The sequence below is a fragment of the Vibrio sp. JZG120 genome (assembly GCF_053890955.1).
In genome coordinates, this window is sequence record NZ_JBSRRK010000010.1 from 59,386 (window position 1) to 79,911 (window position 20,526).

Annotated in this window: 16 protein-coding genes; 8 read left to right on the top strand and 8 right to left on the bottom strand. The window is 44.7% G+C overall.

Annotation, left to right across the window (positions count from 1 at the left end; genetic code table 11):
- Positions 1 to 197: 197 nt before the first annotated feature.
- Together ACWPOD_RS18320 and ACWPOD_RS18325 are read left to right on the top strand one after the other, a co-directional pair.
- On the top strand, positions 198 to 1,901 hold the full coding sequence (locus ACWPOD_RS18320) for a chitinase (protein ID WP_005391520.1): 1,704 nt from the start codon (positions 198 to 200) through the stop codon (positions 1,899 to 1,901).
- Positions 1,902 to 2,083: 182 nt separating this feature from the next.
- Positions 2,084 to 2,674 carry an acetate uptake transporter gene (locus tag ACWPOD_RS18325; RefSeq protein ID WP_005391518.1) on the top strand — a complete coding sequence of 197 codons (591 nt, stop codon included), beginning with the start codon at positions 2,084 to 2,086 and terminating at the stop codon, positions 2,672 to 2,674.
- A 100-nt stretch (positions 2,675 to 2,774) separates the two neighbouring features.
- Here the strand turns inward: ACWPOD_RS18325 and ACWPOD_RS18330 are convergent, their stop codons facing one another.
- Both ACWPOD_RS18330 and ACWPOD_RS18335 read right to left on the bottom strand, forming a co-directional pair.
- A complete protein-coding gene (locus ACWPOD_RS18330; protein ID WP_012842106.1) occupies positions 2,775 to 4,322 on the bottom strand; it encodes an alanine/glycine:cation symporter family protein in 1,548 nt (515 codons plus the stop codon).
- Positions 4,323 to 4,629: 307 nt separating this feature from the next.
- Positions 4,630 to 5,886 (bottom strand): D-amino acid dehydrogenase, encoded by a 1,257-nt coding sequence (locus ACWPOD_RS18335; protein ID WP_456232113.1) that lies wholly within the window; start codon positions 5,884 to 5,886, stop codon positions 4,630 to 4,632.
- Between the two features lie 106 nt (positions 5,887 to 5,992).
- Here ACWPOD_RS18335 and ACWPOD_RS18340 point away from each other — a divergent pair, with 106 nt between their 5' ends.
- Positions 5,993 to 6,910 (top strand): LysR substrate-binding domain-containing protein, encoded by a 918-nt coding sequence (locus tag ACWPOD_RS18340; RefSeq protein WP_167426851.1) that lies wholly within the window; start codon positions 5,993 to 5,995, stop codon positions 6,908 to 6,910.
- Positions 6,911 to 6,973: 63 nt separating this feature from the next.
- Here the strand turns inward: ACWPOD_RS18340 and ACWPOD_RS18345 are convergent, their stop codons facing one another.
- A complete protein-coding gene (locus ACWPOD_RS18345; protein WP_167426850.1) occupies positions 6,974 to 8,719 on the bottom strand; it encodes an amidohydrolase in 1,746 nt (581 codons plus the stop codon).
- 289 nt (positions 8,720 to 9,008) lie between these two features.
- Between ACWPOD_RS18345 and ACWPOD_RS18350 the strand changes: the two genes are divergently transcribed.
- The 3 genes from ACWPOD_RS18350 to ACWPOD_RS18360 all read left to right on the top strand — a co-directional run bounded on the left by ACWPOD_RS18350 (position 9,009) and on the right by ACWPOD_RS18360 (position 12,646).
- Positions 9,009 to 10,277, top strand: coding sequence for an O-acetylhomoserine aminocarboxypropyltransferase/cysteine synthase family protein (locus tag ACWPOD_RS18350; RefSeq protein ID WP_005391505.1), 1,269 nt, complete (start codon positions 9,009 to 9,011; stop codon positions 10,275 to 10,277).
- 207 nt (positions 10,278 to 10,484) lie between these two features.
- Positions 10,485 to 11,816 (top strand): aspartate aminotransferase family protein, encoded by a 1,332-nt coding sequence (locus ACWPOD_RS18355; protein WP_456232114.1) that lies wholly within the window; start codon positions 10,485 to 10,487, stop codon positions 11,814 to 11,816.
- Positions 11,807 to 12,646 (top strand): 3-keto-5-aminohexanoate cleavage protein, encoded by an 840-nt coding sequence (locus ACWPOD_RS18360; RefSeq protein ID WP_456232115.1) that lies wholly within the window; start codon positions 11,807 to 11,809, stop codon positions 12,644 to 12,646. The genes ACWPOD_RS18355 and ACWPOD_RS18360 overlap by 10 nt, the downstream gene beginning before the upstream one ends.
- A 75-nt stretch (positions 12,647 to 12,721) precedes the next feature.
- Here the strand turns inward: ACWPOD_RS18360 and ACWPOD_RS18365 are convergent, their stop codons facing one another.
- The 4 genes from ACWPOD_RS18365 to ACWPOD_RS18380 all read right to left on the bottom strand — a co-directional run bounded on the left by ACWPOD_RS18365 (position 12,722) and on the right by ACWPOD_RS18380 (position 17,599).
- Positions 12,722 to 14,089: a Na+/H+ antiporter NhaC family protein gene (locus ACWPOD_RS18365; RefSeq protein ID WP_167426846.1), complete on the bottom strand. Its 1,368-nt coding sequence runs from the start codon at positions 14,087 to 14,089 to the stop codon at positions 12,722 to 12,724.
- Between the two features lie 180 nt (positions 14,090 to 14,269).
- On the bottom strand, positions 14,270 to 14,857 hold the full coding sequence (locus tag ACWPOD_RS18370) for a DedA family protein (RefSeq protein WP_046874326.1): 588 nt from the start codon (positions 14,855 to 14,857) through the stop codon (positions 14,270 to 14,272).
- Positions 14,858 to 15,061: 204 nt separating this feature from the next.
- A complete protein-coding gene (locus tag ACWPOD_RS18375) occupies positions 15,062 to 16,597 on the bottom strand; it encodes a bifunctional GNAT family N-acetyltransferase/carbon-nitrogen hydrolase family protein (protein WP_005391488.1) in 1,536 nt (511 codons plus the stop codon).
- A 120-nt stretch (positions 16,598 to 16,717) separates the two neighbouring features.
- On the bottom strand, positions 16,718 to 17,599 hold the full coding sequence (locus tag ACWPOD_RS18380; protein ID WP_253645032.1) for a LysR family transcriptional regulator: 882 nt from the start codon (positions 17,597 to 17,599) through the stop codon (positions 16,718 to 16,720).
- Positions 17,600 to 18,023: 424 nt separating this feature from the next.
- On the opposite strand from ACWPOD_RS18380, the gene ACWPOD_RS18385 reads away from it, so the two are divergent.
- The gene (locus ACWPOD_RS18385; protein ID WP_258643812.1) at positions 18,024 to 18,587 is read left to right on the top strand and encodes a porin family protein; all 564 of its coding nucleotides are present in this window, start codon (positions 18,024 to 18,026) and stop codon (positions 18,585 to 18,587) included.
- Positions 18,588 to 19,081: 494 nt separating this feature from the next.
- On the opposite strand, the gene ACWPOD_RS18390 is transcribed toward ACWPOD_RS18385, so the two are convergent.
- The gene (locus tag ACWPOD_RS18390) at positions 19,082 to 19,915 is read right to left on the bottom strand and encodes a hypothetical protein (protein WP_193448491.1); all 834 of its coding nucleotides are present in this window, start codon (positions 19,913 to 19,915) and stop codon (positions 19,082 to 19,084) included.
- A gap of 217 nt (positions 19,916 to 20,132) precedes the next feature.
- Here ACWPOD_RS18390 and ACWPOD_RS18395 point away from each other — a divergent pair, with 217 nt between their 5' ends.
- Positions 20,133 to 20,477 carry a hypothetical protein gene (locus tag ACWPOD_RS18395; protein ID WP_025501823.1) on the top strand — a complete coding sequence of 115 codons (345 nt, stop codon included), beginning with the start codon at positions 20,133 to 20,135 and terminating at the stop codon, positions 20,475 to 20,477.
- The last annotated feature ends 49 nt before the right edge of the window (positions 20,478 to 20,526 follow it).

The following is a 20,526-nucleotide window of genomic DNA, read 5'->3' on the forward strand; positions in this document are numbered from 1 at the left end:
AAAGCGGAGGCTCATTGGGTCTCCGCTTTTCTTTTGAGTCAAGGTAACATTTTTCTTGTGACAAAATGTGTGCGAGGACTTATTTATTCATTTTGTCTCGCAGAATCAACGCACTTAGCTCGGCGTTTTGTATATATGATCCACTATATGTCTAGTTATTCCTTGTATATTGTATTGTTAAAATCCGGAGACTAGACATGTTTGCACTCAAACATCTTCCTCTTGCATTGAGTTGTGTCCTAGCTGCACAAGCGAATGCGAGTATGAATATCCAGCCCGATCCGCAGAATCCAAACGGTTATGTCATTGCTCGTGGTGACGTTCAAGCCGTAGAGCAAAGCAAAACCTCTGACCCTATGTATGCCATTTGGTCACAAGCATTAGAGACGCGCCCGAACTCAGTGGTGGAGGCGATTGTTCCAGGAGCGGCAACCAATCCAGAAAACGTGAAGCGTGTAGAGCGTGTGTTCCCTGAAAGTGAGTGGGACTTCCTGACTCAAATGGCGGCACCTGAATACACTTACACGCGTTTCCTACGTGCAATTGGTAAGTTCCCTGCATTCTGTGGTGAGTACACGGATGGTCGAGATTCGGATGCGATTTGTAAAAAATCGATCGTGACAGCCTTTGCTCACTTTGCGCAGGAAACTGGTGGTCATATTTCGATTGATAACGTATCGGATAACCCTCTTGGATTGGAAGAGTGGCAGCAAGCTTTGGTTCATGTGCGTGAAATGGGCTGGTCAGAAGGTCAAGAAGGTTACACGACAGGTTGTGGTCAGAATGACTGGCAAAACAAGCGTTGGCCATGTGAACCAGGACAAGGTTACTTTGGACGTGGTGCTAAACAGCTTTCTTACCATTTTAACTATGGCGCGTTCTCTGAAGTGATGTTTGATGGTGATGCATCTGTATTGCTAAAAAATCCAGGCTTGGTTGCGGATTCATGGTTGAACTTAGCATCGGCTATCTGGTTCTTCCTAACTCCACAAGCACCGAAACCTGCAATGCTGCATGTGATTGACCGTACTTGGGTGCCTTCACAGCGTGAGCTTGATGCTGGTATTGGTTACGGCTTTGGTACCACCATCAACGTGATCAATGGTGGTATTGAGTGTGGTGAGCAAAACAAGGATAAAGGTCAACCTGTTAACCGTATTCGTTATTGGGAAGGTCTTGCCGCCCATTATCAAATTCCAATTGAAGCTGATGAAACAAACACTTGTTGGCAGCAGACGCCTTACGGCAGTCTGAACCTAAATGGTGCGACAGACGTGCTTTACACCAACTGGGATGGTAACTGGAAATACTACTCAGATCGCCCTGGAGGCCATTCGTTTGAATGTGAGTTGGTTGGTTTCCAAACGGCTTACTCTGCGCTAGTTGCGGGTGATTACGAGAAGTGCGTAACTAACTTCTACCAATCTCATGCGGGGTGGCCTGAAGTTCGTGTGGTTGAAAAACTAGACCCTGTTGATCCGGTCGATCCGCCTGTAGGAGGCGTGGCAGCTTGGGATGCAGGCAAAGTGTACAACACTGGTGATCAAGTCTCTTACCAAGGTGCTGTTTATGAAGCGAAATGGTGGTCACAAGGTAATGAGCCAACGAAAGGAGACCCGTGGAAGCTGGTTTCAGGCACACCTACTGAGCCGCCTACAACAGAACCTGAACCACCGGTGACTGAGCCAGAACCGCCCGTCACAGAACCTGAGCCACCAGTAACCGAGCCAGAACCACCAGTGACAGGTAATTTTATTCAGTGGGAGCCGGGCGTAACGCAAGTCGCTAACGGCGATAAAGTGACGTACCAAAACAAATGTTTTGTTGCGAAAAATGGCCCTGGAGTGTGGGAAAGCCCAACGCAGAGCAACTGGTTCTGGGACGAGATTTCTTGCCAGTAATCGAGTGAAAAATAACCTAACCATATATAAAGACTCTGCTTTTTCGCAGGGTCTTTTTTTATATATGTAGTGGTTTATTTATGGAATCTAAGTTTTCAATAACAGCTTTTCTCTTTTGTTCTGGAGCCCATTAAAATTCGCGCGCATTTTTTATCAACATTTTTGAAAAAAGGTATTTGTACATGTCGACAAAACTGGCTAACCCAGCACCGCTAGGTCTAATGGGTTTCGGTATGACCACTATTCTGCTTAATATTCATAATGCAGGATTTTTCCCAATTGACTCTATGATTCTAGCGATGGGCATCTTTTACGGTGGCCTTAGCCAAGTAATCGTTGGCATCATGTGCTTTAAACGCGGTGACACGTTCGGCACAACTGCGTTTACTTCTTACGGTCTATTTTGGCTAACATTGGTTGGTCTAATCGTAATGCCTCACATGGGTCTTCCTGCAAGCCCTGCAAGCTTTATGGGTTGGTACCTAGCGCTTTGGGGCATCTTCACTGGTTTCATGTTCATTGGTTCTCTATGCTACCCAACAGCGAAGCAAGTGGTATTTGGTTCTCTAACTATCCTGTTCTTCTTGCTTGCTGCTCGTGATTTCACTGGTAGCGAAGTGATCGGTGCTATCGCTGGCTTCGAAGGTATCTTCTGTGGCGCAAGTGCAATTTACTTCGCAATGGCGCAGGTACTAAACAACGAATTTGGTCGTGAAGTTCTACCTGTAGGTAAAGCAAAAATCGCTCGTAAAGTTGAAGCTGTCGCTGCTTAATCCTTTACACATAATACAGAAAAGGGGATTAACCAATGGTTAATCCCCTTTTTTTATGCCCTTAAACGGACCACTGCTTTTTCTTGTTTATGCGTTAAGGCTATGTTGATGGTTGTTCTACAGTTTCTGTAGTACTGTTGTCTGCCGTTGGTGCCTTACCCGTTTTACGCTTGTACTTATCTTCCCAGTAATCTGCGCCTTTAATGCCTAGCGCTACAGGGTTGAATGTAAAGTCGGTCACACCACGTTTTTGTTGTTCTTCGTAATCGTTCAATGCTTTGAGAGCTGGTTTCGACATAAAGAAGATGATCAAAATACCGACGATGTTAAGCCATGCCATTAGACCTACACCTACATCACCCATCGCCCAGGCTAAGTTGGCGGTTTTCACGGTTCCGTAGAACACGGATGAAATAATGATGACTTTCAGAATAAACATCAGCCCATTTACTTTGAATGTACGACGAATGTAAGCAATGTTCGTTTCTGCAATGTAGTAGTAAGCCAGAATGGTCGTAAACGCAAAGAAGAAGAGTGCGATTGCGATGAATGGCTTACCCACACCAGGTAGCGCACTTTCGATCGCCATTTGCGTAAATACAGGACCATTCGCACCAATATCAGCCGGTAGGTTTTGAATTAGGAACGTACCTTCAACTGCACCATTTACGTTGTACGCGCCAGTGATAAGAATCATAAACGCGGTTGCTGAACACACAAGTAGTGTATCGATGTAAATAGAGAAAGATTGAACAAGACCTTGCTGAGCTGGGTGATCAACACTCGCTGCAGCTGCAGCGTGAGGACCAGTACCTTGACCTGCTTCGTTGGAGTAAACGCCACGTTTTACACCCCAACCGATTGCCGCACCAACACCTGCCATTGGTGTGAACGCGTCACCAATGATCATGCCGAAAATGCGTGGAACCTCACCAATGTTTAGAAGGATGATGACAAATGCAGTGATGATGTAAGCCAGCGCCATAAATGGCACAACGATTTGGGTAAAGTTCGCAATACGTTTTACGCCACCGAAGATGATGAAGGCCAGAATGACACAGACAACCGTACCAGTGAAAATTTTAGCAAAACTGAAGGTACCAATAGCGGTTTCAATCATGTCACCTGAGCCAAATGCTGCTTCTACTGCGTTACCGATGCTGTTCGATTGAACGCCAGGAAGTAGAACACCACATGCAAAGATGGTTGCGATAGCGAAGATCCAAGCGTACCATTTTTGTCCCATTGCTTTTTCAATGTAGTAAGCAGGACCACCACGGAATTCACCTTCGTCTTCTTCTTTATAGATTTGCGCAAGTGTCGACTCTGCGTATGCGGTTGCAGCGCCAAAGAAGGCAACGACCCACATCCAGAATACGGCGCCTGGTCCACCAAAACCGATAGCGGCAGCAACACCAGCAATGTTACCTGTACCTACACGGCCAGATAGTGAAACGGCAAGTGCCTGAAATGATGATATCCCTTTTGTTGAACTCTTCCCTGAAAGTAATAAGCGCCACATCTCAAAGAAGTGACGAATTTGTACAAAACGCGTCATGATTGAATAGAACAAACCTGCACCAAGGCACAGATAGATCAGTACCGGGCTCCAAATAATTCCATTCAGAAAATCAACTAATGACTGCATGAGTATTTTCCCTGTTAGTTGTGTTTGTGGTTGTTTTTCACACAATACATTACCCTTTATGTAATGCAATTGTTAACTTTTTTGGCTGTAAATCCTTTGTAGCGTGATGGTGAACACAGAATGGAGAGTGATTGTTAAAATTTAGTTCTTGTTGCTTATTTGCTCCTTTGAGGTAGAAGATTTGTCTGATGATTAAATATGCAGCACATTGTCATTAAAATGTGCTGCACATTTGATGAGTTAAAAATGCCAAATAATATGCATTTTGTGGAGTAAAGGCCTGTTTGTTTTTTATGCAGATATGTCCTTATGCATAACGGCAAAGGTTAAGCTCTGTGTCATCCATCACTTTCGCTTTTTCACCAGTCATAATGCTCGCTAGTAATTGACCAGAACCACAAGCCATAGTCCAACCCAGAGTGCCGTGTCCGGTGTTAGTAAAAAGGTTATCGTATTTAGTTGCGCCAATAATCGGTGTGCCATCAGGCGTCATTGGTCTAAAGCCACTCCAAAACTCGGCTTGGCTAAAGTCGCCGCAGCGAGGGAAAAGATCACGGATGACCATTTCGATGGTGTTTTTTCGTTTTTGCGGAAGGGAGGCATCAAACCCTGCTAATTCTGCGGTGCCCGCTACGCGAATTCTGTCATCAAACCGAGTCATGGCGACTTTATAGGTTTCATCCATCACAGTAGAGCGAGGAGAGAAGTGCTCATCTTCCATTGGGATGGTGAGCGAATAGCCTTTTACTGGATAGACAGGAATCTCAATGTCGATTTGCTTGAGTAGCGCTGTAGAATAGCTGCCAGAGGCAACCACATATTGGTCCGCTTTAAACTGTCCTCGATTCGTTTGGACACCTATGATCTTTTTGCCTACTGTAACCCAATTGCTTACTTCGGTGTCGAACTCGAACCTCACGCCATGGGCCTTAGCGAGTTCTGTTAGTTGTTGGCAAAACTGATAGCAATCGCCTGTTTCGTCATCTGGCAGGTGCAAGCCACCAACCAGTTTATCTTTCACAAGATCCAGTCCAGGTTCTTGTTCAATGCAGCGTTCTACGTCCATCAACTCAAACCGAGTCCCGCTTTGCTCTAGAAGCTGCATATCCTTTTCAATGGCTTGCAGCTGTTGAGGCGTTCGAAATACTTGCAAGGTGCCGAACTGGCGACCTTGATATTCAATGGCATGTTCTTGACGTAATTGTTCCAGACACATACGACTGTGGTTAGCTATCGAAAGCATGCGAGCTTTGTTGACTTGGTAGCGAGACAGGGTGCAGTTGGCCACCATCTTACTTGCCCAACAGATCATATCGGCATTGAGGGTTGGTTTGATTTTGAGTGGAGCATGCTCTTCCATTAACCACTTTATGGCTTTAACAGGAACACCAGGCGCAGCCCAAGGCGAAGAATAGCCGTACGAGATCTGCCCAGCATTGGCGAAACTTGTTTCCATTGCACTGCTTGGTTGACGGTCAATAACAGTAACTTGATAGCCTGCTTGAGATAAATACCAAGCAGAGGTTAAGCCGATGACGCCGCTGCCTAATACGATGACTTCCATTGATGTACTCCACACATTTATCTGAGTGGTTAGTTTCTTTTCTTTACCTTTTGTTAACAATCGATATAAATTACATACAGCGTTTAGAAAAACTATAGGCTCAAGGATGAGAAGTAATTTAATAAGTGGCTTGTGTCTGTTTAGCCAAGTCGCGGAACACAGCAGCTTTACTGGCGCGGCTAAGTTTTTGCACCTCACTACGGGAGCCGTGAGCCAACAAATTATTCATTTGGAAGCGTTATTAGGTTTTACTTTATTTGAACGCCATTCCCGCGGTATTCGTTTAACCGCTAAAGGCACTCAGTTACACCAAGCAACGCAGTTTCACTTTTCTGAGCTGAGCAAACTGCTTGATGAGCTCAAAGTAGAAAAGCACACCAATGAGATCCGCTTAAAATTAACGCCTTCTTTTGCTTTTAAATGGTTAGTCCCAAAGCTGGAAAGTTTTCATCACGAGAACCCGGATATCCAAGTGCAAATCTTCGCGGAAGGGGCGTTAGTGAATAGTGAGATAAAAGATTATGACGTCGCGATAGACTATGGTCTTCATCCTTACCGAAATGCTAACGCGGAGTTGATTTTGGATGAGCAACTGCTGCCCGTAATGAGTCCGAAGTACCTTGAGGATCATGGTTGGCTAAAAGTGCCTTTTGATGAACAAGAATCCTCAATGTCAGTGAAGAAATGGCAGGAGGCGACGCTACTACACGATGCGATGCCATGGGAAAAAGCGACGCGTGACTATGAGTGGCTATATTGGGCGTCAGCAATGGGATTAGACTTTAAAACCGATGTTGGACACTTTTTTAATCGAACGGATATGGCGATGTCTGCAGCGGAAGCAGGAGTTGGGATTGCGATGGCACGAATGGCACTGATTGAGGGTGAATTGACGACAGAGCGTTTAGTTTCTCCCTTTCAGCCGGTTCCAGCCAATGCAGGGTACTACTTGATCATGAACACACGAAGCCAGTCCACAAACAAGTTTCGTACTTGGTTATTACAGCAAGTGGAGAGTAAATAGATATAGTGCTTGGTGAGTCAGATAGAAAACACCGCCTCGATGACGGCGGTGTTTTATTTTGGATTACTGTCGTTGATAAACCGACTCGCCTCGGCTGATGGTTTCTTCCACGTTTAGGTCTTTTAGCGCCTTAGGTTCAATCTTCATCGGGTTGTTATCGAGGATGATTAAATCCGCATTCTTACCCACCTCGATAGAACCTTTATACGACTCCTCAAAGTGTTGGTAAGCCGGCCAAATGGTCATGGCTTGCAGCGCGGTATACGTGTCAACACGCTGATCTGGTCCCAGTACTTTATCGGTTCTGGTGGTGCGATTGACGGTCGCATCTAATACTCGGAATGAACTTGGCAGCGCCACAGGTGCGTCATGGTGTGTACTGAATTTTAACCCCGCCTTTCTCACCGCTTGAGTTGGTGAAATGAAATCGGCACGAGGATGGCCGAGCACCGAGTCCACATGCCAGTCACCCCAATAAAAAGTATGCATTGGGAATAGAGAAGGGAAGATGCCTTGCGCAGCTAAGCGATTCACTTGGTCTTGGCGCATGGTTTGTCCGTGAATGAGTACAGGTCGGCGGTCTTGTTTTCCTAGCTTTTCATTTGCTTTGGTCACTGCGTTGATAAATTGCTCTATCGCAGCGTCACCATTGGCATGCGTTAGCACTTGCCATTCATTTTTAAAGGCCGTTTCTACGTAATCGTAAGCTTGTTGATCTTCGAAAGTTGGGTAGCCAGCGTAGTCTTTATCTTGTCCATGTGGCGGGTGGAAGTAAGGCTGACTTAGCCATGCCGTTTTACCTTGTGGAGAGCCATCAAAGTTCAGCTTTACGCCACCGATGCGGAAATGGTTGGTGTACTCTGGCGTGTTGTATTCCGAGTCCATAAAATCACTGCTCGATACCATATCGGCGTACGCAACCAAGTCGATCATCAGTTTGTCGTTTTTCGACGCGCGTTTCATCGCTTCATAACCTTCTGATGTTGCTCGTCCTTCTTGAGCCGTGGTATAGCCATATTTCGCGTACATACCTTGCGAGGCTTCTAACATGCGATCTTGAAGCTCAGAATCAATCAACTTATTGAGGTTGAACAGCATTGCAAAGTGCGCGTTTTCTTCTAGAACACCATTTGGTTCTTGGCTGTTTTCCATTCGGCGGATAATGCCACCTTTTGGATCTTCCGATTCTGATGTGATGCCTGCGAGCTCTAACGCTTTACTGTTCGCGACACTCAAATGCCCCGAAGTGTGGATGATCAATACAGGCTTATCTGTACTGACTTTATCGAGATCCGCTTTGGTAGGGTAGTAATCCAGTTGGGCGTCGTCGTAACCAAAACCTAAAATCCAACCCGTTTTCTCAATGAATAGGCGTTGCGTATTATTGTTCTCGGCATTTTTTAGAGTTTTGATGATTTTCGCTACGGTATCGGCTTCGCCGTCAGGAGATGGCAGCACGTTTGCGACCATGGCTTGCAGACCAACACCATACACATGACTGTGCGGATCAACAAAGCCAGGCAACATAGTTTTGCCTTTTAAGTCGACCAACTGTGTTTTACCGAACTTGTGTTCCATCGCTCCATCTTTGCTGCCGACATAAATGATTTTCTCGCCTAATGTCGCGACGGCTTCGGCGTACTCTGGCTTATCGCTAGCCATGGTTAGGATTTCGCCACCATAATAAATTTTGTCTGCGGCGGTTACTTTGAGTGGCTCGGCGACGGCTTCTACTTCTTTCGCTTCTTCAGAAAAACACCCCGTTAAAGCAAGCCCAGATAGGGCAATGGGGATCCAGTTTTTGTTCATCGGTCATCTCCATACAGAGTAAGTTTTTTGCCTATTGCTCCCATCTCAATGAGTTTGAGAACTCAATAGGTCACATTCACTTTAGTTCATATTGAAGGAGGATTATCAACAAGATTAAAGACTTTCAATCAAGCGCAAGTTATACCTATCGATGAATATCAAAAATGTTACCTTTTCCTATTTCATAAACGTTTCTGGACTTGGGCAATGTGACCCATAACGAGGTTCTGTGGTTAAAAAGTCGGCATGATAAGTCCACGATTTATCTCGATGACGCTCAAGGAAGAACATGAAAGACGAAACGCTATCCATCCATTTTGGTTACGAAACTGACCCTACCACTAAATCTGTCGCGACACCGATTTATCAAACGGTCGCGTACGAGTTTGATAACGCGCAGCACGGCGCTGATCTGTTTAACTTGGAAGTACCGGGGAATATCTACACTCGCATCATGAATCCGACTAACGATGTTCTGGAAAAACGCATGGCGGCGTTAGAAGGTGGCATTGCAGGGTTGGTCGTGAGCGCGGGGAGTGCAGCGATTAACTATGCGATTCTGACGTTAGCACAAGCGGGCGATAACATCGTCTCTACGCCGCAACTTTATGGCGGTACTTACACCTTGTTTGCGCACATGCTGCCAAATCAAGGTATTCAGGTGAAGTTTGCCAAAGATGACAAACCAGAAAGTTTGGCTGAGTTAATTGATGAAAATACCAAAGCGGTGTACTGCGAGAGCATTGGTAATCCAGCCGGTAATATCATTGATTTAGAACGCGTAGCAGAGCTTGCTCACGCACAAGGCGTACCTGTGATTGTGGATAACACCGTCGCGACGCCAGTGCTGTGCAAACCCATCGAGTTCGGTGCGGATATCGTAGTTCACTCTCTCACTAAATACGTTGGTGGGCATGGCACCACATTGGGTGGAGTGATTGTGGATTCCGGTAAATTCCCTTGGGCGCAGCACAAAGACCGCTTTCCCGTTTTCAACCAACCAGAACCTTCTTACCACGGCGTGGTGTATACCGAAGCGTTTGGTGAGGCGGCATTTATCGGGCGTGCGCGTACCGTACCATTGCGTAATACCGGATCTGCATTATCACCGATGAATGCATTTATGCTTATGCAAGGGCTAGAAACGTTACCGCTGCGTATGGAGCGCCATACCGAGAACACTCTCAAAGTGGCTGAGTTCTTGGAACAGAATGACAAAGTCAGTTGGGTGAGTTATGCCGGATTGCCAAGTTCTGAACACTTCCATCTCGCCGAAAAATACATGAAAGGTAAGCCTTCTGCGATTTTGTCGTTTGGTTTAAAAGACGGCTATGACGCAGGTGTGCGCTTTTATGACGCTCTGAAAATCTTTAAGCGTTTGGTGAACATTGGCGATGCAAAATCATTGGCTTGCCATCCAGCATCGACGACTCATCGTCAGTTGAGCGAAGCAGAACAAAAACAAGCTGGTGTGTCACCAGAGATGATTCGTTTATCTGTAGGTATTGAGCATATTGACGATATTCTAGCCGATTTAGAACAGGCACTAAACGCGTAAACGATTCTGTTTTTAGCTTTTGGTTACCCATAGGCCAGCCTTTAAAAAAGCTGGCCTGTTTTTATTTTATTATTTAAATATCAAAGGCTTTGGTTCTTTTGGTTTGTGGTATTCCAAAAGCTCATAGAGGGTGAAATTTATTCCCTTGTCACGTTTGGGTTTGTTCCTGATGATGTGTGCAAATCTTATACATTGGAAGGGACTCAAATGTCTTACGTATTTCACCGTCATTGCCATGCCACGCTGCCAATCATCGATAAAGGTGAGGGTGTTTATCTATTCGATAAACAAGGGAAACAGTATCTCGATGCTTGTGGCGGCGCTGCGGTATCAAACCTTGGCCACAGTCATCAAGCCGTTAAAAAAGCCATGTTGGAACAGCTCGAGCGAGTTCCGTTTGCTCATACTGGATTTTTTACTAGTGACAGCGGTGAGCGACTAGCGGAATTGATTTGTCAGTACATGCCTGAGCAGTTCAACCATGTGTATTTAGTCAGTGGCGGATCAGAAGCGGTGGAGTCGGCACTAAAAATGGCGCGGCAGTATTTTGTGGAATCAGGTAAGCCAGAGAAGAAGCAATTCATCGCGCGTCAGCAAAGTTATCACGGCAATACGTTGGGAGCTCTGGCGGTCGGTGGTAATGAATGGCGACGTGAACCGTTCAAGCCTATCTTGCATCCGAGCCATCACATTGCCCCTTGCTATGCTTATCGGTATCAGCAGAGTGATGAGTCGGAATTGGATTACTCATTACGAACGGCGAATGAACTTGAGGCAAAAATTCTTGAGTTGGGGGCTGAGAATGTAATGGCTTTTGTCGCCGAGCCTATTGTGGGAGCCACAGCTGGAGCTGTGCCAGCAACTCAAGGTTACTTCAAACGTATTCGCGAAATATGCGACCAATACGATGTGTTATTGATCTTGGATGAAGTCATGTGTGGCGTTGGGCGCAGTGGCAGTTTTTTTGCGTTTGAGCAAGAAGAGGCAGAGCCCGATCTGGTTTGTATGGCTAAAGGGCTTGGTGCGGGTTATCAACCTATTGGCGCGGTGGTTGCGAATGATCGAGTCTATCAAGCTATTGCTGATGGAAGCGGTTTTTTCCAACACGGTCATACTTTTATGGCGCACCCTGTGGCGTGCGCTGCCGCCGTGGCAACCATTCAAACCATCTTCCAAGATGACTTATTAACGGCGGTGAATCAGCAAAGTGTTTTGCTGCGTAATGAGCTTGCTTCTGCATTGGCCCATTTACCATACATTGGCGACATTCGTGGTAAAGGCTTGTTTTTTGGCATTGAGCTGGTGGCGGATAAAGAAAGCAAGGCGCCTCTGAGTAAAACCACATTGGCAGACAAACGCATCAAACATCGAGCAATGGAAAATGGCTTAATGTGCTACCCAATGGGCGGAACGATTGATGGTGTTAATGGGCACCATATTTTGCTCGCACCGCCATTCATTATTCAGTCTCATCATATTGATGAACTAGTCGGCAAACTCTCACTGACGTTAAAAGAGGTGGCGGAGACATGGAAGTAGCAAACCAATATTTGCGAGAACCTATCGCTATTATCGTGGCTCCAAACGGCGCAAGAAAAACCAAGCACGATCACGTCAACTTACCCATGACAACAGACGAACTGGTTGCAGAGGCTATTGCTTGTCAAACGGCAGGGGCTGCCATGATCCATTTGCATGCTAGAGACGCCAACGGACGTCATTCATTAGACATCGACGACAACATGGAAATTTACCATGCCGTGAAAGAAGCGGTGGGAGAAACCATGATGGTTCAGCTCACCACAGAAGCGGTGGGTTTATATCCTCCGCCACAACAGCGGGCGTTAGTCAAAGCTGTGAAACCTGAAGCGGCTTCTTTCGCATTGAGGGAGTTAATCCCCGATCGCGCAAGTGAGAAAGAAGGGCATGCCTTTTTCCATTGGTTGGCAGAGCACAACATCGTGAGCCAAATTATTCTCTACGATGCAACCGACATTGAACGTTATTTCCAACTACGCGATGCGGGCGTGTTACCTAAAACGTATCAGCATGCCTTAGTGGTGTTAGGGCGTTATCACCAAGCTCAACAGTCTTCGCCATGGGATTTACGAGGTTTGAATTTGGCGCGTTTTGTCGAGGAAGAAATTCGATGTGCCATTTGTGCTTTTGGCGCGCGAGAGCAAGACTGTTTAGCGAGTGCGATGTTACTTGGGTTTGATGTGAGAGTTGGTTTTGAGAACAACCACTTCAATGTGGCAGGCGAATTAGCAATCAGCAACGCGGCTCAGGTGGAAGCTCTACGCGATGTGGCGCATCGCTTCGCGATACCTTTACACAGTGCGCAAAGTTTGCGTTCAGTTTTAAAGTGAATCGGTTTGAAGCAAGGAAAATAAAGAAGAACGGAAAGCAAAAAGGCTCCATCGGAGCCTTTTCGGTATTTGTCGTTAGTTTTCGGTTTGCACTGCAGGTTGGCGAGCTGGGTGTTTGATAAACACCGCCACAATGGCTGCAATTGCCAGCGCGAAACAGTAGTAAGAGTTGGCAACCACTTCTAATGGAGAAAGGTTAAATACTGAGCCTAGCAACAATACTTGCGCGCCATAAGGCAAAATGCCTTGTACCACGCACGAGAAAATATCCAACAAGCTTGCTGAGCGACGAGGAGAGACATTATTCTCTTCCGCCAGTTGGCGAGCAACGCTGCCCGATACGATGATGGCTACGGTGTTGTTTGCCGTACAGCCATTGACCATCGACACTAAGCCCGCGATACCTAGCTCGCTCGCGCGGCTGTTGGCATGCTTAGAGTGGCTAGAGCCAAACGCGTGGATAAGGCTGCTAACGAAATTGGTTAGGAAAGCAAGACCGCCTTGACGACGCATCAGTTCACTCAAACCTCCAATTAGCATGGACAACAAGAAGATCTCTTGCATGTTGCCAAAGCCTTTGTATACGTCTTGGGCTAGATTAGTCAGTCCGTAATTGTCAATCGATGCCAAGCTCACGCCGCCAGCCAAAAGGATACCAATCGACAGAACCACAAACACATTCACACCAGATACCGCTAGGATCAAAATAGTGATGTACGGCAAGACTTTTAGCCACTCAATATCGCCAGTTGCAGGCACTTGAGTCGCTGTACTGTTGAAAGCGAACACTGCAATCGCGATCAACGCCGCAGGCAAAGCAATACGAATGTTCTCTTTAAACTTGTCTTTCATCTCACAACCTTGAGAGCGTGTCGCCGCGATGGTGGTGTCAGAGATGATAGAAAGGTTATCACCAAACATAGCGCCGCTCAGCACAACGCCTGCGGTTAACGGTAAGCTCATTCCTGCTGATTCAGCAATCCCCAACGCTACGGGGGCAACGGCTGCGATGGTACCCATCGAAGTGCCCATCGCTGTTGCGATAAAAGCAGAAATCAGAAAAATGCCCGGCAAAATCATGCTGGTTGGAATTGCGGATAAACCAAGGTTCACCGTTGCATCAACACCGCCAGAGGCTTTTGCTACCGCAGCAAAGGCACCAGCAAGCAGATAGATCATACACATTGCGATGATGTCTGGGTGGCCAACACCACGCATGAAGTGTTCGATTGAGCGGTTAAGTTTCTCTTTACTTAAAAGAAACGCAATGATGATGGCTGGTAATACCGCGATGGGTGCAGGCAGCTGGTAGAAGGCAAATTCAACGCCTTGCAAAGATAAGTAAGTGCCTACGCCAATAAACAGCGCAAGGAATACAATCAATGGGATCAGTGCGACCGCAGAAGGTGCAACTGTTTTAGTTGTTTGTTGGGAACCGGACATGTAAACGACAATGTTAATAATAAGAGAGAAGAGCAGACTAATATCACATTTACGCATTGTCAACGTCTAGACGTCTAAATGGCTGTTTAAATTTTGCACGTAAAGAAAAAGATAAAAGCTCGTATTACGTATCTCACTGATACCACGAGCTTTAGTTATGCACTAATGAAGGGACTGTCGTTATTGCATTGATTTGGCTTTTTTGCGTTTAACAATACCTAAAACCATCCACGTAAATAAGACAGCAGCAAATGCCCATACAAGGTATTTGTATTCGGTGTACAGGTTGCTCAACACGCTTAAATGTTCAAATGCAAAGTGAGTTAACAAGCTGAATACCAATACCCAAACCGTCGCCGCGAGGGCGTTACCGAGCAAAAACTTTCTACGTGGCATTTTCGCGATACCGCATGCAAGAGGCATAAATTGCTTCATTCCTTCAATAAAGCGACTGACGACCAAGCACGTAGGGCCGTATTTCTGGATAGTCAGTTGAAGTGTTTGCATCTTCGGGCCAGAGATATAGCCTTTTTTATCCAACCAGCCTTCAAAGTAATAACCGATTAGGTAACCACAGGTATTCCCAAAAAAGCAGCTTAGCCACGATACCATCATAACCATACTTAGATTCATGACTTGTTCTGAAGAGAGCAAAGATGCCGCGATCATCAGCGATTGACCAGGCATCGGTACACCTATCCCTTCTAGAAATATACTGACAATCAGCGCCAAGTAGCCGTATTGCTCGAGCAAAGGCTTCATTGACATGAGAAGTTCGTTAATGTGTTCCAAAAGCTTTCCCCTAATAAAAGCGGAACGAAGTTGGAGTGATACTCCGAATGTCCTACTGGGTCAATTCTTGTTTCTCACCGCTGAGAAAAACTGACATGCCTCTGATTATTGTGCGGAATCAATCTGCTGCTTGTTTTATTCGCCGCCACGCTCCCGTGTGGCGACGAATAAGGCACACCTTTATGACTCTTTAGCTTTAGTAAATGCGCCATACAAATCAAGACGTCGGTGACGTAAGTTGGTTACTGAACCCTCGGTATTCAGTTGCTTCAACTTAGTCAAATCAACATCGGCGAAGATCATCATTTCGGTGTTGGCGCTTGCTTCTGTCAAGGTCGCATCGTGCGGGAAGTAGATATCCGACGGTGAGAATACGGCAGATTGTGCGTACTGGATGTCCACGTTATCAACACGAGGTAAGTTACCAACACTACCACCAATTGCAACATAGCATTCGTTTTCAATGGCACGCGATTGGGAACAAATTCGTACTCGTTGATAGCCATTTTTTGTGTCCGTCCAGAAAGGAACGAATACAATTTGTGCGCCTTGTTCTGCTAACATTCTTCCCAATTCAGGGAATTCGCTGTCATAACAAATCAGTATGCCGACTTTGCCCGCATCGGTTTCGAAAACTTGAACATTGTCACCACCGTCGATCACCCAGTCTCTTTGTTCATGAGGCGTGATGTGGATTTTATATTGAGCGTTAATTTCACCATCTCGTTGCAGCAAGTAGGCCACATTATACAGTTTGCCATCTTCGATAACGGGCATACTGCCTGCAATAATGTTGATGTTGTAGGTGACTGCCATCTGTGAGAAACGGTTTTTGATCTCTTCTGTAAAGCTAGCCAAAAAGCGGATTGCTTCAACGGAATTTTTGTCGTTTTGCAAGCCCATCAGCGGTGCGTTAAAGAACTCAGGGAATAGGGCGAAATCGGCCTTGTAATTCGCAAGAGAAGAAATGAAGAACTCAGCTTGATCGAGCAAATCCTCCAGGTCATTCATCGCGCGCATTTGCCACTGTACAACACCAATTCGAATCAGAGTCTTTTCTACATCGTGTACGGATTGAATATCCTCTTCGTAGAAAAAGTTATCCCACTCCAGCAGTGTCGCGTAACCTTTAGAAGCGCTATCCTCTGGCAAGTAGCCGCGCATGATTCGCTTTACATCGAAGTCGTTAGCAAGCTGAAAAGACAAAATAGGGTCATGAAGCTCACGGCGCTTTACTTTGTCGATGTACTCTGCAACGCTCAGTTCATCTGCGTATTGGTGGTAATTAGGAATGCGACCACCGGCTAAAATGGCTTTGAAGTTCTTACTACGGCAAAGCTCTTTACGTGCATCATATAAACGTCGACCTAAACGTAGCCCTCGATAGTCCGGGTGGACAAATACATCGAGACCATACATTGCATCACCAGTTACTTGATTCTGTATGACGTTGTTTTCGGTAATGATGTCGGTATATAGGTGAGGAAGAGAAAAGCGGTTGTAGTCCACTTTAATGGTTAATGCTGCACCGACTATTTTGCCGTTATCTTCAATACAGATTTGGCCATCAGGAAACTGATGAATGAGATCCATAATCGTCAGCCGTGGCCATGAGCCGCCAACATCAGGAAACACTAAGTCCATTAGTTCTGCAAGCTCAGGGTAATCCGTTGGCTCAATGGTACGTAATGAGAGTTTGGGCGAATTGCTGTCCATATCTTTCAATCCATTTATCCTTTTGAAACAGTGTTAATGAGAATGCCACAATTTGGAGCAGACAGATACTGAAGTCTTTGAGTTGTTTTGGGTTACCAAAAGCATTTCAAGAAAACAATATTAGCTTAGTTTGCTCTTCAACCATTCGTAAAACGCCGCCACTTTCTTAGCCGATAGGCGATAATTTGGGATCATCACGTAATAACCATAACCACTCTGTAAAGATAGGTTGAGAATACGTTGGATATCCCCTCTTAAAATAGAATTCTGCGCCATAAAATCAGGAAGTAAGGCGAGTCCTTTTCCCATTTTGACGGCTTCGTAAGCTAGGTAAAAATGTTCAAAGCCTACAGAGTGATAGGTAACGGTTGATTCTACTGCATGCGCAGCCTTAAATTGCTCCCACAATTGAGGGCGAGTGATTTGAGGTATCAGCGGATAGTCGCTAACAGCGTGCACATTCTTGAGTGCAGGAGTATTAGTACAACCGACCAATAGCAGTATTTCTTCGCATAGTAAGTGGCTGTATTCATAATGCGTGGACAATGGAAGACAACGAATATGCAAGTCGCTTTCACCGCTTGAACCTTTGACGTTCCCATCTCCGGTACAGATTCTTACACGGATATTGGAATGTCGCTGGTGGAAGTCATCAATATGAGGCACCAACCAAAGGCTAGCGAAAGAAGGAGTAACATCCACGGTGAGCAATTCTTGCTTTGAATCTGATTGGATTAAGTTAGCGGTTGCATTCTGAATAAGTTCTAGTGCTTCTGTGACTTGCGGTAGGTAGCGTTTTCCTTCCTCAGTTAACTCAATACCATTCGAGCCTCTTTGTATTAAAGGTAAGCCCACTAGTTGTTCAAGCGCGGCGATTTGTTTGCTTACTGCGCTTTGTGTAATGCATAGGGCATCCGCCGCTTTAGAGAAGCTGAGGTAATTTGCAACCGCGACAAACGTCCTTAATGCTCGGATAGAAGGGTACTCACTGCCTTTTAACATACTTCAGTCCCATGGAGATAGCCTCTTCACAGAGTAGGAGATTTACCTATTGAAGCAAAGAGAGAAAAAGCCGATGTGTGATTACCTTCCTTACTCGTTCATAAAGAATCCAGACCAAAAATTAAGAATCCTAAATATAATGGGTATGTAAATAATTGATGATTGGGGGTTGTTTATTGATTTCTCCTATCTTTTGAAAAAACTACAAATAAAATAGAATGTTTTACATCATTAGTATTTACAGAAATCTAATATTGTTTTCTCAAGGTAAATAAAACAGTATAACTTTTAGTTTTGTTGTTCTAATTTCAAAATAATGTCAATTTTTTATAAAGTAGAAAGTGTTTTTTATTAAATTAAAATTGGCATTGCATTTGCTTTGTATAATTCGAACTTTCAATGGCACTTATATTAGGAGAACGAAATGAAAAGCAATGTTGTTACTTTGATTGGCCTTTTTTCTTTAGCAACGTTTAGTACTTTATCTCACGCAGCGGACTCCAAAGATCATGGTGTTTATGTCGGCGCCAATTATGGTTACTTAAAAGTTGATGGACAAGATGACTTTGATGATGACAGTGATGCTATTCAAGGTTTGGTTGGTTACCGTTTTAACCCTTACTTAGCGTTAGAGGGCGGTTACATTGATTTTGGTAGCTATGGTAATAACTTAGCAAATGCCGAAACGGACGGTTACACCGCAGCACTAAAAGTTACAGCCCCTATTGTTGATCGTGTCGATCTTTACGCAAAAGGCGGTCAAATGTGGTACTCGACGGATTACAACGTTGCGGGCTTCCAAGGCAACAAAGATGACGAAGGTGTATTCGCTGGTGCCGGTGTTGGTTTTAAAGTTACTGATAACTTCTTAGTTAACGCAGAATATATGTGGTATGACGTAGAACTGAATGCAGAGAACGTCGCGAATGGTGCAAGCACAAAAACTGATTTTAACCAAGCATCGCTAGGTGTGGAATATCGTTTCTAATATTGTTAACCATGTTTAACCCAAATAAAAATGCGAAGCTAAATGGCTTCGCATTTTTATTTTTTAAGAGATTTAATTATCTGCATAAAATTACTAATGAATAAAATATTTATAAAGTTGGAAGTGTTGATTATTAGAGATCATCTGCTTATTTTCTATAGGCTATAAAAGAAGCCGTGCACTAATAGCAAGTAACATCGTAAAAGTAGATCGTGTACTGTTGCAACATAAGTACGGATAGCAGATACAAAAAAGGCCACCCGAAGGTGGCCTTTTCCAAACGTTTGGTGGAGCTGGCGGGACTCACCTTCAACTGCCTTAAAAAACAGTTACTTCAATAGGTTAGGGTGTTTGTGATTTTTGAGAATAACCCTTTAGTACCTTATCTTAGTACCATATGAGGCCAGTATCAATATGGAAGCCTATTATCCTAAGTTAAGGACGCCAGTTCAGCTCCCTGTTTGGGAGTTGAACCGATATCTATGATGCGCTGATCACTTAATCTGACTTTTGACGGCGTTAATCCTTTCCAACTGCGACGCACTTAGTGAGTGTTGCTTTAATTGCTCATAGCTTTTTAATAGTCTGTTTTGTTGACGTCGAATTTGTCGCTCATTTAACTCTTCTTTTGCGTTTAACCACTTATCAAACTGCGTTTGCATCTGCTTGATGAGTTTTTCAATTTCAAGGGCTTCAGTGGCTTTTTTATATTGGTATTGCCAAGTTGATAGTCTGCGTCCTTTCTCTTTTTCAATTGGCTCATAGCTCCGGTAATCTATGCCGACATGTTGCAGTACTGCGCTGTTGAATGCTTGCTTAATGACTTTTGTTGCTTTTTTCCGTTGTAATTCCGTGAGGACTCGATTGCCGACAATCTTACCAATCATCAAATGCACATGGTCGCCACTACCTTTTTTTCCTTTCTGTTCCTGCTGGTGCAAGACAGCTCGAATTTGTTGTCGGTATTGCGAAAATTCAGATTTGTTAAGTTGACACAATTTAGCAAGAGCCAATGCGCAATCTTTGACAATGGATTGCCACTGCTCATAGCTAGGTCTGTAGCCCCTTGGCAACGTAAGGCAATATTCCATGGCGTAGGTCGATAGTGGGCGGCCTCCACGGCGGTTATTTAGCTGCTGATTAAGCCTGAATTGTTCGCCTGTAAGAGCAATGCGCTTGGAGGTAGCGCCACATCCGAAGAGTGATACGAGGTCTTCGGTGTATTTGTGGTTGGCGTGTTCGGTGTTTAGTAGGTAACGCTCTCGCATCATTACACCATCTGATGCAAGTCGAACGGGTTGTGTTGTTACAGTCCAGTTTTTAATCATGAGATATGTTTTTTATAAACATAGAAAATTATTTTTTTAGATTCAAACAACTTAAAATCAACTGGTTATGCTGGATAGTGGTTTCCAGATAGAACAACCCACTTCGTTCTTATGTTGTTCTCTGGCAAGAATGGAGACCCTTCTTGACTACCCCTTTTTCAAAAAATGCCATCGTTTGAATAAAGAAAAAATAGTTATTACTCTTTAAATAAACGCTATGGAAAAAGAAATTACTGCTTCGGATTTAATTGAACTTCTGCATGATTTAGAAGATCTTGAAACCACAGATCTTGAGAGCTTAGTGCTTGAAGGAGCTATGAACGCTGGTTTTGTTACCAAGGGTGATTCAGTGAAAAACCTATACAGACGAGCATGGGTTAAAAAAGTGACAGAACATGCTAATGATGCTTATAGATTAGAGGATGTTGCCACAGGTGAGAACTTGGCAGCTACGATCGATAACGTAAAGGCACTATTGAAAGCGAGAGAGACCAAAGTCACTGATATACTGGAATTGCTCGCTAAGCAAATATTAGATGCAACACCTCCGTATAAAAGCTGATTGGATTCAGTAGCAATTTATATTTGTTTATTTGATTCAAGCGTCCGAA